This is a genomic window from Nonomuraea sp. NPDC049269 (assembly GCF_043197155.1).
In the GTDB taxonomy this organism is placed as follows: domain Bacteria; phylum Actinomycetota; class Actinomycetes; order Streptosporangiales; family Streptosporangiaceae; genus Nonomuraea.
Genome location: NZ_JBICSO010000004.1, coordinates 847,817 through 860,990, shown reverse-complemented (window position 1 = coordinate 860,990; position 13,174 = coordinate 847,817). Strand labels below are relative to the sequence as shown.

Below are 13,174 nucleotides of genomic sequence, written 5' to 3'. Positions count from 1 at the left end.
CATGCCGGAGAACCTGATCTTTCGCCTGCCGCCGACGTTCGAGAGGGTCGAGGAGGAGCGGCGGCATCGCAAGGAACGTCTCGCCGCCGCCCTGCGGATCTTCGGCAAGCTCGGCTTCGAGGAGGGCGTCGCGGGGCACATCACCGCCCGCGACCCCGAGCTGACCGACCACTTCTGGGTGAACCCGTTCGGCATGTCGTTCAAGCACGTCCGGGTGAGCGATCTGATCCTCGTCAACCACGAGGGCAAGGTCGTCGAGGGCCGCTACCCCGTCAACGAGGCGGCCTTCGCCATCCACTCGCAGGTGCACCAGGCCAGGCCCGGCGTCGTGGCGGCCGCGCACAGCCACTCCGTGTACGGGCGCGCGCTGTCGGCGCTCGGGCGGGTCATCGAGCCGATCACGCAGGACGCCTGCGCCTTCTACGGTGACGTCTCGCTCTTCGACGACTACACGGGTGTGGTGACGGACCTGGAGGAGGGTAAGCGCATCGCCGCCGCGCTGGGCGGCAACAAGGCCGTCGTCCTGCGTAACCACGGGCTGCTGACCGTGGGCGACAGCGTGGACGCGGCGGCGTGGTGGTTCATCACGATGGAACGCTCGGCGCAGGTGCAGCTCGTCGCTCAGGCGGCGGGGCAGGTGGTGCCCATCGAGCCGGACAACGCGGCGCTCACCCACCGGCAGATCGGCAACGACCTGGTCGGCTGGATCAACTACCAGCCCCTGCACGACCAGATCACCCGCGAACAGCCCGATCTCTTCGAGTGATCCGGCCCCACGTGGCTGGGCTTTCTGGAAAACCCCTTCTTTCCGTTACGGCAAAGCCGCCCCCACCGCCACCCGCCGCACGTGGCTGAGGGCCTCCAGGAAAACGGCCGCTGAACCCGCACGGGGCCGGCCGCCGTTACGTGCGTCCACTTGACCGTGGCTTCCCTAGCGCCGGAAGGTGTGCCGATAGGTCAGCGGGGCGACCCCGACCGCGGCGTGGAGGTGCTGCCGGAGCGAGACCGTGGTGCCGAAACCGGCACTGCGGGCCACTTCTTCCACACCCGCGTCCGTGGTCTCCAAGAGGTGCCTGGCGTGGTCGACGCGTTGTTTCGTCAGCCATCGCGACGGGCTCATGCCGGTCTCCTCACGGAAGCGCCTGGTGAAGGTGCGGACGCTCATCCTCGCGTGCTCGGCCAGGGCCTCCAGGTCGAGCGGCTGGTCCAGGTGGGCGAGCATCCACGTGCGGGTCGGCGCCGTACTGGTGCCCGCCGGGCCGGGGAAGGGGCGGTCGATGTACTGGGCCTGGCCGCCTTCCCGCCAGGGAGGCATGACGCAGCGGCGGGCCGCCCGGTTGGCCACCTCGGTGCCGTGGTCGCGCCTGATCACGTGGAGACAGAGGTCCAGGCCGGCCGCCACGCCCGCCGAGGTGAGGACGTCGCCGTCGTCGATGAACAGGACCGAGGGGTCCAGCTTGACCTTGGGGAACAGTTCGGCGAAGCGGGGGGCCTCGCGCCAGTGCGTGGTGGCGGGGCGGCCGTCCAGCAGGCCCGCCGCGGCCAGGACGAACGCGCCCGTGCAGATCGACATGATCCGCTCGTGGCCGTGCAGCGCCTCACGCAGGTAGGGCGGGATCGTGCCGTCCTTCATCGCGCGCCCCGCGTGGATGCCGGGGACCAGAACGGTGTCGGCCGTGTCCAGCACGTCCAGGTCGTGGTCGGGCAGGACGCTGTATCCGGCCGTGCAGCGGACCGGCTCGCGACCGGGGGAGCAGGTGACGACCTCGTAGAGCTTCTCGCCCGCCGGTGACTCCGCCGACCAGAAGACCTGACCGGGAACGCCCAGGTCGAGCGGGGCGAAGTGGTTCAGGACGAGGACCGCGATGCGATGGGCCATGGCCGGATTCTTACATATATTGGCTTTCCGGCCACTCGCGGCACCAGGTGCGGATAAATCAGGATTAGCGGATGACCATAAGCACCACCACCCGTACCAGGCGGCTGCATCGGGCCTGGTTCGTCGCGGCCGTCGCGTTCGTGGCCATCCTCGGCGCCGCCGGGTTCCGCGCCACCCCCGGCGTGCTGATCAACCCGCTCCAGGAGGAGTTCGGCTGGACCAAGGGCACGATCTCGCTCGCGGTGTCGGTGAACCTGGTGCTCTACGGGCTGACCGCGCCCTTCGCGGCCGCGCTGATGGACCGGTTCGGGATGCGGCGAGTGGTGTCCTTGGCGCTGCTGCTGGTGGCCGTCGGCAGCGGGCTCACGGTGCTGATGACGGCGAGCTGGCAGCTGCTGCTGTTCTGGGGCGTGTTCGTCGGGCTCGGCACGGGGTCCATGGCGCTGGTGTTCGTGGCGACGGTGACCGACCGCTGGTTCGTCAGGCACCGTGGGCTCGTCACCGGCGTGCTCACCGCGGCGGGCGCCACCGGGCAGCTGGTCTTCCTTCCACTGCTCGCCCAGCTGGCCGAAGGGCCGGGCTGGCGGGTGGCCTCGCTGACCGTGGCGGGAGCCGCGCTGGCCGTGGTGCCGTTCGTGTGGTGGCTGTTGCGCGACCATCCGGAGGACGTGGGCACCACGGCGCTGGGGGCGGAGCCCGGCACGGTCCGTACCCCGCCCGTCCAGGTGAACGCGGCCGTCAGAGCGGTCACGGTGCTCAGGTCGGCGGCGCGGACCCGGGCGTTCTGGTTCCTGGCGGGCGGCTTCGCCATCTGCGGGGCCAGCACGAACGGCCTGGTCGGCACCCACTTCATCCCCGCCGCGCACGACCATGGCATGGCCGAGCCGGTCGCGGCGGGACTGCTCGCGGTCATCGGGATCTTCGACGTCGCGGGCACGATCGCCTCCGGCTGGCTCAGCGACAAGGTGAATCCGAAGGTCCTGCTCGGTGTCTACTACGGGCTGCGCGGCCTGTCGCTGATGGTGCTGCCCGGCCTGTTCGCGGCGACCACCGAGCCCAGCATGCTGATTTTTATCGTGTTCTACGGGTTGGACTGGGTGGCGACCGTGCCGCCGACCGTGGCGCTGTGCCGCCGGATCTACGGGGCGGACGGGGCGGTGGTGTTCGGCTGGGTGTTCGGCGCGCACCAGATCGGCGCCGCGTTCGCCGCCGTGGGCGCCGGGCTCACCCGCGACCACCTGGGCGCTTACGACCTGGCCTGGTACGTCTCGGGTGCGCTCTGCCTCCTGGCCGCCGGCATGTCCCTGGCGATCGGGCATGCTAAAGGGCGATGAACGAGTCTGAACTGATGGTCCTGCCGCTGGTGGTCAGGATCGAGAGAGCGACGCCGCCCGAGCGTACCGACGCGCTGGAGGCGGCCGCGATGGCGGTGCTGAGCCTGCTTGACGACCCCGGCGAGTGGGGCGAGGAGCTGCACACCTGGCAGTCCACCGGCAAGATCCGCAAGGTGGTGCGCAGGGCCAGGGGCGCCGAGTGGCGCAGGGCGGTCGCGCTGCCCGGCCGTACCATCGAGCACCGTACGGCCGAGGTGCGCGTGCACCCGCCGGTGCCGCTCGACGACTGGCCGAGAGACCTCGCCAGGCTGCAGGTCTCGGGCACCGAGCTGACCGACGGCGGCGAACTCACGCCCGCGGCGACGCCGATCCTGTGGGCCAACCCCGGGCTCGCCATGTCGGCGGGCAAGGCCATGGCCCAGGCCGGGCACGCCGCCCAGCTCGCCTGGTGGGCCAGCGACCAGGCCGAGCGCGACGCCTGGCGGGCGGCCGGGCTGGGCGTGACCGTGCGCACCGCGGCGCCGGCCGACTTCGCGTCGATGGTTGCGGCGGGGCTGCCTGTGGTGCGCGACGCCGGGTTCACCGAGATCGAGCCGGGTTCGTGTACGTTCGTCGCCGACGCGCCGTGGCTGTGCGGGCGGGTTGCTAGATCGTGAACACGTCGGCCAGGACGCCGCCCGCCGGGGTGATCCGCGCGGGTGACGGGCTGTCGTAGACGATCATCAGTCTGCCGTCCGGCATGAGGGCCATCCCCTCGGGATGGTCGCAGCCGATGCCGTACGGCAGCTCGACGACCGTCTCCAGCTCCTCCGCCGGGACCACGTCGCCGGCCTGGTGGACCCGCCAGCGCACCACGCGTACCGGCCCGTCGAGGTTCATGGTCGGGCCGGCGAGCAGTAGCACGTCGCGGCCGTACGGGCACAGGTCACGCACGCCCAGCCCGCCCAGGTCCAGGAAGTGCTTGCGGTACGGCGCGCCCAGCCGTAGTTCGCCCGGCTCGGTCTCGACCGGTCTGATCTCCAGGACCACCGCCCAGCCGCGCAGCACCGGGCCGCGCAGGCCCAGGTAGACCCGCTCGTCCAGCACCGCGATGCCCTCGATGTCGAAGCCGTTGTCCTTGCCCGGCAGCGCGAGGAACGGCGCGAGGTGCGGGTCGTCTTCCAGGTGGGCGGCCAGGTTGTGCCGGCCCGACAGGATCGCGCCCGGCAGCGGGGCGTTGGTGGCGGGGTCCAGCGGCAGGCGTACCAGGACGAAGCGGTTCTCCTCGCGGATCACGGTCGCCAGCCGTTTGGCGGCCTTGGCCGGGTCCTTCGACTTGACGCGGCGGCGCTTGAGGCTGTGCGAGCCGACGGCCCACAGCTGGCCGTCGGCCCGGGCCAGGCCCTCGATGTCCGCCTCGTCCTCGGGGCCCGCGGGGAGCGGTACGTAGTCGGCCAGCCGGAAGGTGCGCTGGCCCGCGTAGTGCGCCCCGGACCAGGCCAGATGCTCGATGGTGGCGGTCTCGTCACCGGCCACCCACAGGCCGCTGCCGTCGTGCCGTAGCGCGGAGAGGTTCGTGTGCGTTTCGGAAGCCTGAGAGGCCGGGTCAAATCGGAGCTCCACCTGTTCCACGAAGCCATGATGACACTTCGGTAGCTTCATAAGCGGAATGCTGGGATTTGTCGTACGCTCCCGATCGTGCTCGATGGGGATGATGGGACCACAGGTTCCCGTGTGAGAACTGCTGCCAGACCGGGAACCCCTGTTTCTCCGCCCAGGCGCTCTCGCATCGGCGATATGCGGATGCGGGATGTATACCGGGGGCTCGCAGTGGCGACCGCGGTGGCGGTCGTCGCTGTCACGCTGGTCATGCTGCTCCCGCCGCGGCCGGACGAGGTCGCCACACGGCCGGTTGCCGCGCCATCGACCGTGCCGGCCTCGTCCGGACCCGCCCCTTCTGTCTCGGCCGAACCGTCGGCGACGATCGATTCCGCGACCGCGGCGCCCGCTCCCCGGACGACGCCCTCTCCCGGCTCGTCGCTGGCGCCCGGGTACACGGCCATGGAGGCCCTGTACGCCGACCCCAGGCTCCCCAAGCTGCCGAAGAAGGCCAGGCGGGTGGCGATGGCCAAGCCCGGCAAGCGGGTGGTCCAGGACCGGCGCACCGGACTGGCCGTGCCCAGGCTCGCCAAGCCGTGGAAGGCGCACCACGCGGCGCCGTTCACCAGCAAGCAGGTGCTCCCGCTGCGGCGCGGCTCGAACCAGCGGGGCATGCTCGTCACCTGCCCGCTCCCGATCGAGGCGCAGAAGTCGGTGCGCGACACCGCGCTGCTCGCCGCCCGCTGGACGCTCAACCACCACCCCAAGGGCGCGCGGATCCGCTGGCTGGCCTCCCAGCCGGACAAGGGCGGCTGGCTGCTCATCTATCAGGTGCGGTACGGCAAGCACGTCTCCCGGGCGGCCGTTGTGGTGCTCGACGGGGGAATGGCCAAGCCGGGGCTGGCGTTCGTGACAGTGCCGGACTCACAGCGGACCAGGTGGCGTGACATCACGCGCGTGGTTTCCGGGGTGCGTGTTCTAGGCTAGAAGATCATGGTGCGGCGATATGGGGGAGTGACGCCGTGGAACGCTCAGGTCAGCCAAAGGCGCCTGACAAGCGCTCGGGTAAGCCGCAGGCGCCTGACAGGGAGAAGCCCAAGCCGCCCTGGCGCGCGGAAGGGCTGCCCGGCTCGACCGGCGGCGGCCGCCCGAAGATCAACTGGTGGCGCTTCGTCATCACGCTGCTCGTCGTCTACGCGGCGTTCTTCCTGGTCTCGTCCTTCTTCGACACCGGCTCCGTCGAGACCGTGTCCTACACCGAGTTCACCAAGCAGGTGACGTCGAAGAACGTCAAGGACATCTACGCGACCGGCCTCTCGGTCGAGGGCGATCTGCGGGCAGCGGCCAAGGACCCCGACAGCGGCAACAAGTCGTACACGAAGTTCAAGACGGAGATCCCCGCCTTCGCCAACAACGACCAGCTCTACCAGCAGCTGGAGACCTCTGGGGTCGACATCAAGGCCGATCCGATCAACGGCGGGCGCGGCTTCTTCGTCAACCTGCTGCTCTCCCTGCTCCCCGTGCTGCTGCTGGCCGGGCTCTGGATCTGGGTCATGCGCCGCGGCGCCAGCATGATGGGCGGCGGCGGGCTGGGCGGCCTCGGCAGGTCCAAGGCGGCCAAGCCGGTCGAGGCGGGGCAGGTGCGGGCCACGTTCGAGGACGTGGCGGGCATCGACGAGGTCGAGAACGAGCTCGTCGAGATCGTCGACTACCTGAAGGACCCCGACAAATACCGCAGGCTCGGCGCCAAGCTGCCCAAGGGCGTACTCCTCGCCGGGCCTCCCGGCACCGGCAAGACGCTGCTGGCCCGCGCCGTGGCCGGTGAGGCGAACGTGCCGTTCTTCTCGGCCAGCGCGTCGGAGTTCATCGAGATGATCGTCGGCGTGGGCGCGTCACGGGTGCGCGACCTGTTCGAGGAGGCGCGCAAGGTCGCCCCCTCGATCGTGTTCATCGACGAGATCGACGCCGTCGGCCGGTCCAGAGGCGGTGCCGGTGGCATCGGCGGGCACGACGAGCGCGAGCAGACGCTCAACCAGATCCTCACGGAGATGGACGGCTTCTCAGGGGTCGAGGGCGTCATCGTCATCGGGGCCACGAACCGGCCCGAGATCCTCGACCCGGCCCTGCTGCGGCCGGGGCGGTTCGACCGCACGGTCCAGGTGGGGCTGCCCGACGCCGCCGGCCGTACCGCGATCCTGGCCGTACACAGCAGGAGCGTGCCGCTCGACGGCGAGGTCAGCCTCGACCAGATCGCCAAGACCACGCCCGGCATGACCGGCGCCGACCTCGCGAACCTCGTCAACGAGGCCGCGCTGCTCGCCGCCAAGCGCGGCAAGGAGAAGGTCGGCATCGCCGACTTCGCCGACGCGCTGGAGAAACTGCAGCTCGGCGCGGCGCGCAGCATCGTCATGCCGGAGGAGGAGCGCACCAGGACCGCCTTCCACGAGGCCGGCCACGCGCTGCTGGGCATGCTGCAGCCGGGGGCCGACCCGGTCAGGAAGATCTCGATCATCCCGCGCGGGCGGGCGCTCGGCGTGACGCTGTCCACGCCCGACACCGACCGCTACGCCTACGACGAGCAGTACCTTCGCGGACGCATCACCGGCGCGCTCGGCGGCATGGCGGCCGAGCAGGTCGTGTTCGGCGTCATCACCACCGGCGCCGAGAACGACCTGGAGCAGGTCACGATGATCGCCCGCGGCATGGTCGGGCGCTGGGGCATGTCGGAGAAGGTCGGCCCGCTGACCATCCTGCCGAACGACGGCCAGCCCCCGCAGGCGTCGCCCGCCATGCTCGCCACCGTGGACGAGGAGGCGCGGCGGATCGTCGACGAGTGCTACGAACGCGCGCTGCGTGTCCTCGGCGACAACCGCGACAAACTCGACGCCATCGTCGCCGCCCTGCTGGAGCACGAGACGCTCGACGAGGCCAGTGCCTACGCCGCCGCCGGGCTTTCCGGGACCTTGGACAAGGCCGGAACGTAGCTAGAGGCCGCGCCGGGCACGTCTCCGGTGTGACACTCAACGACGAGCTTCTCTCAGAGCTCGGCGATGCCGGGCTGGAGGAGGTCGCCGGGCTGCTCGGTACGGATATCGCCACGGCCCACAGCGCTCTCACGTTGGTGTCCGGAACGATCGTGGGCGGCCTGGCCCGCAACGCCGCGCACCCTGACGGCGCGGAGGCGCTGCGCGGCGCGCTGGACGACCATGTGGACGCGGACCCGTTCAACGGCGACGTGGCGTCGCTGTCGCGTGACGGGCTGAGCATCCTGGGGCACGTACTCGGTGGGCAGGGCACCGAGCAGGCGGCCGAGGGACTGTCCCGGTTGCTGGCGGTCGAGTCCCGCTCGATCATGAGGCTGCTGCCACTGGTCGCACCCATGATCATGTCGTTGCTGGCCGTACGGGCGACCCGCGGGAGAATGGGCACCGAGGCCGTCGCCGACGCCCTGAAACAGGAGGACGCCGCGCTGCCCGACGAGCTGCGACCTCTTCTCGCCGCCATCTTCGACGACGACACCATGGACAGACCCGGGCAGCCGAACCTCGATCGGTGAACGGTAAGCTGATGCGGTGATCGTCCTGGCCTCAGCGTCCCCCGCCCGGCTGGCCCTGCTCCGCAGCGCCGGACTCGACCCCAAGGTAATCGTCAGCGGTGTCGACGAGGAGTCATACTCCGCCTACTCGCCCGCGGCGCTCTCCCTCGAGCTCGCCAAGGCCAAGGCGTCGGCGGTCGCGAGCGGGCTCGACGAGGGACTGGTCATCGGCTGCGACTCGATCCTCGAGCTCGACGGCAGGCCGTACGGCAAGCCGGCCACGGCCGAGGAGGTGGCCGAGCGGTGGCGGATCATGCGCGGCCGGACCGGACGCCTGGTGACCGGCCACTGCGTCATCGACGTACCCGCCGGCCGGCAGGTGGCCGAGGTGTCCACCACCGTGATCCACTTCGGCATGCCGTCCGACCAGGAGATAGCCGCCTACGCCGACACCGGCGAGCCGCTCGGCCTGGCCGGGGCGTTCAGCATCGAGGGGCGGGGCGGCTGGTTCGTCGACGGCATCGAGGGCGACCACGGCAACGTGCTCGGCATCTCACTGCCGCTCGTCCGCAACCTGTTCGACGAACTGGGCTACGCGGTGACCGCATTCTGGCGCTAGCCTGCCGGGCATGCGATCAGTGCGCGACTTCGTGGCGGGTGTTGGCTTCTTCCTGCAGGGTGTGGGCTGGGTCGCCAAGCATGGCCGGTGGTGGCTGTTCGGGCTGATCCCGGCGCTGCTGGCTTTCGCGGTTTATGTGGTGGCGCTGATCTTCCTCGGCACGAACGCCACGGATATGGCGGAATTTCTTACGCCATTCGCCGACACGTGGGGGTGGCGGGACCTCTTCCGGACGCTGATCGCGATCGCGCTGGTCCTCGGCGGGTTGGCGCTGGCGGTGCTGACCTTCACGGCGCTCACGCTGGCGGTCGGGGAGCCGTTCTACGAGAAGCTGTCCGCCATGGTGGATCCGCTGCCGGGGGCGGAGGAGCAGCCGTGGTGGCGGACCTTGCCCCGGTCTCTGCGGGACAGTCTGGTGACGTTGGGGTATGTGCTGCTCTTCACCGTGCCGCTGTTCTTCCTGGGGTTCGTGCCGGTGGTCGGGCAGACGGTGGCGCCGGTGCTGGGGGCCATGGTCTCCGGGTTCTTCCTGACGGTGGAGCTGACGACGCTGGCGTTGGAGCGGCGGGGGATGGCGCGGAAGGAGCGGTTTGCGCTGTTGCGGGGGAACAAGGCGGGGGCGTTGGGGTTCGGGGTGGTGGTGTTCCTGCTGTTCCTGGTGCCGTTCGTGGCGGTCATCGCGATGCCGGCGGCGGTGGCGGGGGCGGCCTTGCTCGTCCGCAACCGCCTGGTCCCGACGACCACTGCCTGACCTGTCGTTCCGAGCCGATGGTTATCCACAACCCTGCTTCACCTTCACCCCGCCATCCCCAGAACGCGGTTCGGCGCGTCCCGGACCCCCTCCGCCCAGGCACCCTCATGCCTCATGACGACCAACGCCTCCGAGCCCTGCCTGACCCTGACCAGCCCCACCGACGTCCTGGCCGCCGTGCCCTACCTCGTGGGCTTCCACCCGGTTGACAGCCTGATCGTGCTCGGCCTCGCCCACGGCCAGGCCAAGGTGGCGACCCGCTGGCCCCTGCCCTTCCCACCGGGCACGCTCGACCCGCTGGCCGCGCTGTTCGAGCGGGAGGCCATCACCCGCATCATCGTGATCGGCTACGGCCCCGGAGACCGGGTCACTCCCGCCGTGGACGAGGCTCGCCACCTGGCCGCCAGGTCAGGCGTCGGCGTGGACGAGGCACTACGAGCAGAAGACGGCCGCTACTGGTCCTACATCTGCGACACCCCGCACTGCTGCCCACCCGAGGGCACCCCGTATGACCCCACGACCACCCAGATCGCCGCCGAGGCGACCGTCCACGGCCTGGTAGCCCTCCCCAACCGCCAGAGCCTGGAACGCACCATCGCCCCCATCACCGGCCCCGTCCGGGTCGCGATGCGCCGCGCCACAGCGGAGGCCGTCGCCGACCTGCGCACCAGACTGATGGAGACCACGGACGTGAACGCGTTCGCCCAGCAGTTCGTCGCCCGGGGCATCATCAGAGTCCGCGCCGCCCTGGCCACCCACGCCGCCGGCGGCCGCTTGGACGACGTGGAAGCGGCGAGACTCGGCCTGGACCTGGCGGTGATCAGAATCCGCGACGAAGCGTGGACCCTCGCCGGTGATACCCACGCAACCCTCTGGAGAGACCTCACCCGCCGCCTGGAACCACGCTTCATCCCACCGGTGGCGTCGCTGCTGGCCATGGCCTCCTGGCGCACCGGCGACAGCGTCCTGGCCACCATCGCCCTCGAACGCGCCCTGACCACCGATCCGACCTACTCGATGGCCAACCTCCTCATGCACGCCCTCCAGCAACTCCTGTCCCCGGCCACCTTGCTCGACCGCCTCCCCACCCCAGCCGAACTGGACACCGCGATGGGCCCTGTCCACGCGGGTTGGCTGATCCCCTTGATCAACATCCTCGACGAAGACCATAAAACAGCGGCCTGATCTGCGCACCTCATCCCGCAGCCCCACGCCCAACCGCTCCCACCTGCTCCGACCACCAACGGGCCCCCGCCAGCCCGGCCACCTGCCGGGCCTGACCACTGACTGGCCAGATGGCCACCGACCGGACCAGACCAGCCAGCCTGGTGCGGCTCCTGACCAGCCCCGATTTTGGGGCTGTAGAACTGACAACGGTGCGTCAGGGGTCTCGCCGACCGCCCGGATTGTCCGGCGAGAATCCGTCACTTCGGGCGTTTGACCCTGAGACGGTGGCCCTTCGTGTTTTGGACGGTCCTCTTTCCGAGCGCGGACTTGAGCGGGATATCTACCGTGTGGCTCCAGCCGGCACCCGCTATGGGGGTGCCCGCAGGGCCGTCAGCGCAGTGCGTCAGATCAACTCGAACAGTAACGGTGGTTGGTGTCTCCACCGCTTCGGCCCGACCGACTTTCGTGCAGGGAGTGCCCCCCGGATCCCCTGCCACACCCATGACCTCCGCAGTCAGAACGGTGCCTTCCTGGGAAAGGCTCACCTGGTCAACAGGCGTATCCACGGTGTACTCACCCTGGCTACCGCAAGAGCAGAGGGTGATGAGCGCCAGGAACACGCCCGTTGCCTTCCTCATGGTTGCCTCGATTTCTGGTACTGCCGCCGCTTAAGAGGCGGCGACAGCGAGGATCGAAATCGTCTGTACCACGCTCGCGGCTGGAGCTGGCGTGAGCGCTGTGATCACGCGGATGCCGGCGTCAGTGGTGAAAAGGGGTGCGCCGCAGGCTCGGCCCGCTGCCTACGCGCCCGAAGAGAAGGTCAAGTCGAGCAGGGCACTGGGACGGGGCAGCGTCCCCGTCAGCGACGATTCCGGCGCCACCTGTGCGGGACGCGGCGTCGAGACGCGCATGCCCAGAGTTCTCGGGTGATCCCGGCCGGGGTACTGGGAGAAGACCCCCGCCCGGCGTCCGCCGGAGACGGGCCAGCCGGTGCTCAGGGTGAGGGCCTGGCCTTGGCCATCGTCGATGTGCAGCATCCAGCTGATCTTCGTTGCGGCGACCCGGGCCAGGGACCGGGTGCCGATCAGGGCGCGGAAGGTGGGAGAGACCGCGTGCAGTTGACGGAAGGTGATCGTGCCCCGGTACATGGTGGCCTTCAGGGCGGATCCGTACGTTTGGGGGCGCTTGCTGGAAGCCGTGGCCAGCAGCGTCTTCAACGTGGCAGGCTCGAAGACGTTGATCAACTGGTCCCCGTACGCCGCTGCGGTGGCACTCCTGCGGCCTCCCGCCGCCCACGTCCTGCCCTCGGGCAGCACGGGCGCGTACAGCGGGCCTGACCGATAGAGCTGTCCGTTCACCACGATCGAGCGGTTGGGCTTGGACTCCGTCCCCACCTTCGCCGCGTCCCAGGCGCCCGTCTTCATCTGGTCGCGCATCCGGAAACCGGGGCGGAGGGTACGGGTCATGTCGGCCGAGCCCACACCCGTCCCGCCGAGCATCAGGACGCCGCGGCTTTCCACTCGGAAGATGTCCTGGTCGCGGCCGAGGTACAGGCCGCCCGACTCCACCACCCGCACCGCCTGACCCTTGGCGATCTGCCTCTTCAGCGAGGCGACCGGGTCGACGGCGGCCTGGGCGGGCGGAGTGACCAGCACGGCGGAGACCAGGGTCACGGCCACCAGGGTGATCCAGCGTTTCATGGGCGCTCTCATCATGATCGGGAATGGACCGGCACAGTCTGCCGGTCCGGCTACGGCTCTGTCACTAGCCGGGAATGCCGGAGTCGAGGGGCTCGGTGACGGTGGTGGCGGACAGAGTCTTCGAGTGCAGGTCCCGGCCCACTGCACTCCTTCCGCCACCGAACCACCGAGTCGCAGGCCGCTCGGAGATGAAGCTGAGCGGCGTTGGTCGCGGTCGTTGGTGTGGGCTATCCCTGGACTCGCACGTTGTGGCTCGCCTTCGCGGGGATGTTCGTGTCGTTTCCGACCCACTGGACGGTGTATGAGTAGTCGCCGACCCCGACTGGTCTGTCGGTGAAGCTGTACGACCCGTCGACGCGAGGGATCACCCGCGGCAGCTTGGTGGTGACGCTGCCGCTGCCGTTGGTCACGGTCCGCTCTACCAGGAGGGGGATCCTCGAATAGTCCAGGCCGTCCGACTGCACTATCCCGTTGAATGTCAGCCTTGTGCCGGTGGATGCGCTGGCCGGACCTGTCAGCGTTAGCGAAACCGGGTATTTGACCGCCACTGTCGCCGAGGTCGTGCTCCAGCGGAAGTTCCCGCCGCCGTCCCAGTGGACCGCGTAGGTCAG

13 protein-coding genes are annotated in these 13,174 nt (G+C 69.9%); 9 read left to right on the top strand and 4 right to left on the bottom strand.

The genetic code is table 11. The features are described 5' to 3' along the window. Position 1 precedes the first annotated feature (1 nt). A complete protein-coding gene (locus ACGFNP_RS26830; protein ID WP_393323371.1) occupies positions 2 to 766 on the top strand; it encodes a class II aldolase/adducin family protein in 765 nt (254 codons plus the stop codon). Positions 767 to 931: 165 nt separating this feature from the next. On the opposite strand, the gene ACGFNP_RS26825 is transcribed toward ACGFNP_RS26830, so the two are convergent. Further along, the gene (locus ACGFNP_RS26825) at positions 932 to 1,879 is read right to left on the bottom strand and encodes a helix-turn-helix domain-containing protein (protein WP_358331090.1); all 948 of its coding nucleotides are present in this window, start codon (positions 1,877 to 1,879) and stop codon (positions 932 to 934) included. Positions 1,880 to 1,950: 71 nt separating this feature from the next. On the opposite strand from ACGFNP_RS26825, the gene ACGFNP_RS26820 reads away from it, so the two are divergent. Next, positions 1,951 to 3,213 (top strand): MFS transporter, encoded by a 1,263-nt coding sequence (locus ACGFNP_RS26820; RefSeq protein ID WP_393323367.1) that lies wholly within the window; start codon positions 1,951 to 1,953, stop codon positions 3,211 to 3,213. Beyond that, positions 3,210 to 3,869 (top strand): peptidyl-tRNA hydrolase, encoded by a 660-nt coding sequence (locus tag ACGFNP_RS26815; RefSeq protein WP_393323364.1) that lies wholly within the window; start codon positions 3,210 to 3,212, stop codon positions 3,867 to 3,869. Before ACGFNP_RS26820 ends, ACGFNP_RS26815 begins: the two co-directional genes overlap by 4 nt. Here the strand turns inward: ACGFNP_RS26815 and ACGFNP_RS26810 are convergent. Beyond that, positions 3,859 to 4,824 carry a DUF3616 domain-containing protein gene (locus tag ACGFNP_RS26810; RefSeq protein WP_358331081.1) on the bottom strand — a complete coding sequence of 322 codons (966 nt, stop codon included), beginning with the start codon at positions 4,822 to 4,824 and terminating at the stop codon, positions 3,859 to 3,861. The two genes, ACGFNP_RS26815 and ACGFNP_RS26810, sit on opposite strands and share 11 nt — an antisense overlap. Positions 4,825 to 4,995: 171 nt before the next feature. On the opposite strand from ACGFNP_RS26810, the gene ACGFNP_RS26805 reads away from it, so the two are divergent. The 6 genes from ACGFNP_RS26805 (at position 4,996) to ACGFNP_RS26780 (ending at position 10,881) form a co-directional block, all read left to right on the top strand. Continuing rightward, positions 4,996 to 5,778, top strand: coding sequence for a hypothetical protein (locus ACGFNP_RS26805; protein WP_393323360.1), 783 nt, complete (start codon positions 4,996 to 4,998; stop codon positions 5,776 to 5,778). A gap of 35 nt (positions 5,779 to 5,813) precedes the next feature. Next, the gene (gene ftsH, locus ACGFNP_RS26800; RefSeq protein WP_358331075.1) at positions 5,814 to 7,775 is read left to right on the top strand and encodes an ATP-dependent zinc metalloprotease FtsH; all 1,962 of its coding nucleotides are present in this window, start codon (positions 5,814 to 5,816) and stop codon (positions 7,773 to 7,775) included. A gap of 29 nt (positions 7,776 to 7,804) precedes the next feature. Next, the gene (locus ACGFNP_RS26795; RefSeq protein ID WP_358331072.1) at positions 7,805 to 8,347 is read left to right on the top strand and encodes a DUF937 domain-containing protein; all 543 of its coding nucleotides are present in this window, start codon (positions 7,805 to 7,807) and stop codon (positions 8,345 to 8,347) included. A gap of 16 nt (positions 8,348 to 8,363) precedes the next feature. Further along, positions 8,364 to 8,945 carry a nucleoside triphosphate pyrophosphatase gene (locus tag ACGFNP_RS26790; protein WP_358331069.1) on the top strand — a complete coding sequence of 194 codons (582 nt, stop codon included), beginning with the start codon at positions 8,364 to 8,366 and terminating at the stop codon, positions 8,943 to 8,945. 10 nt (positions 8,946 to 8,955) lie between these two features. Continuing rightward, positions 8,956 to 9,696: an EI24 domain-containing protein gene (locus ACGFNP_RS26785; protein ID WP_358331066.1), complete on the top strand. Its 741-nt coding sequence runs from the start codon at positions 8,956 to 8,958 to the stop codon at positions 9,694 to 9,696. Positions 9,697 to 9,810: 114 nt separating this feature from the next. After that, positions 9,811 to 10,881, top strand: coding sequence for a DUF4192 domain-containing protein (locus ACGFNP_RS26780; RefSeq protein WP_393323355.1), 1,071 nt, complete (start codon positions 9,811 to 9,813; stop codon positions 10,879 to 10,881). A 782-nt stretch (positions 10,882 to 11,663) separates the two neighbouring features. Here ACGFNP_RS26780 and ACGFNP_RS26775 read toward each other — a convergent pair. Together ACGFNP_RS26775 and ACGFNP_RS26770 are read right to left on the bottom strand one after the other, a co-directional pair. Further along, entirely contained in the window at positions 11,664 to 12,563 is a 900-nt protein-coding gene (locus tag ACGFNP_RS26775; protein ID WP_393323352.1) for a hypothetical protein, read from the bottom strand. 227 nt (positions 12,564 to 12,790) lie between these two features. Further along, positions 12,791 to 12,973, bottom strand: coding sequence for a hypothetical protein (locus ACGFNP_RS26770; protein ID WP_393323349.1), 183 nt, complete (start codon positions 12,971 to 12,973; stop codon positions 12,791 to 12,793). Between the last annotated feature and the right edge of the window lie 201 nt (positions 12,974 to 13,174).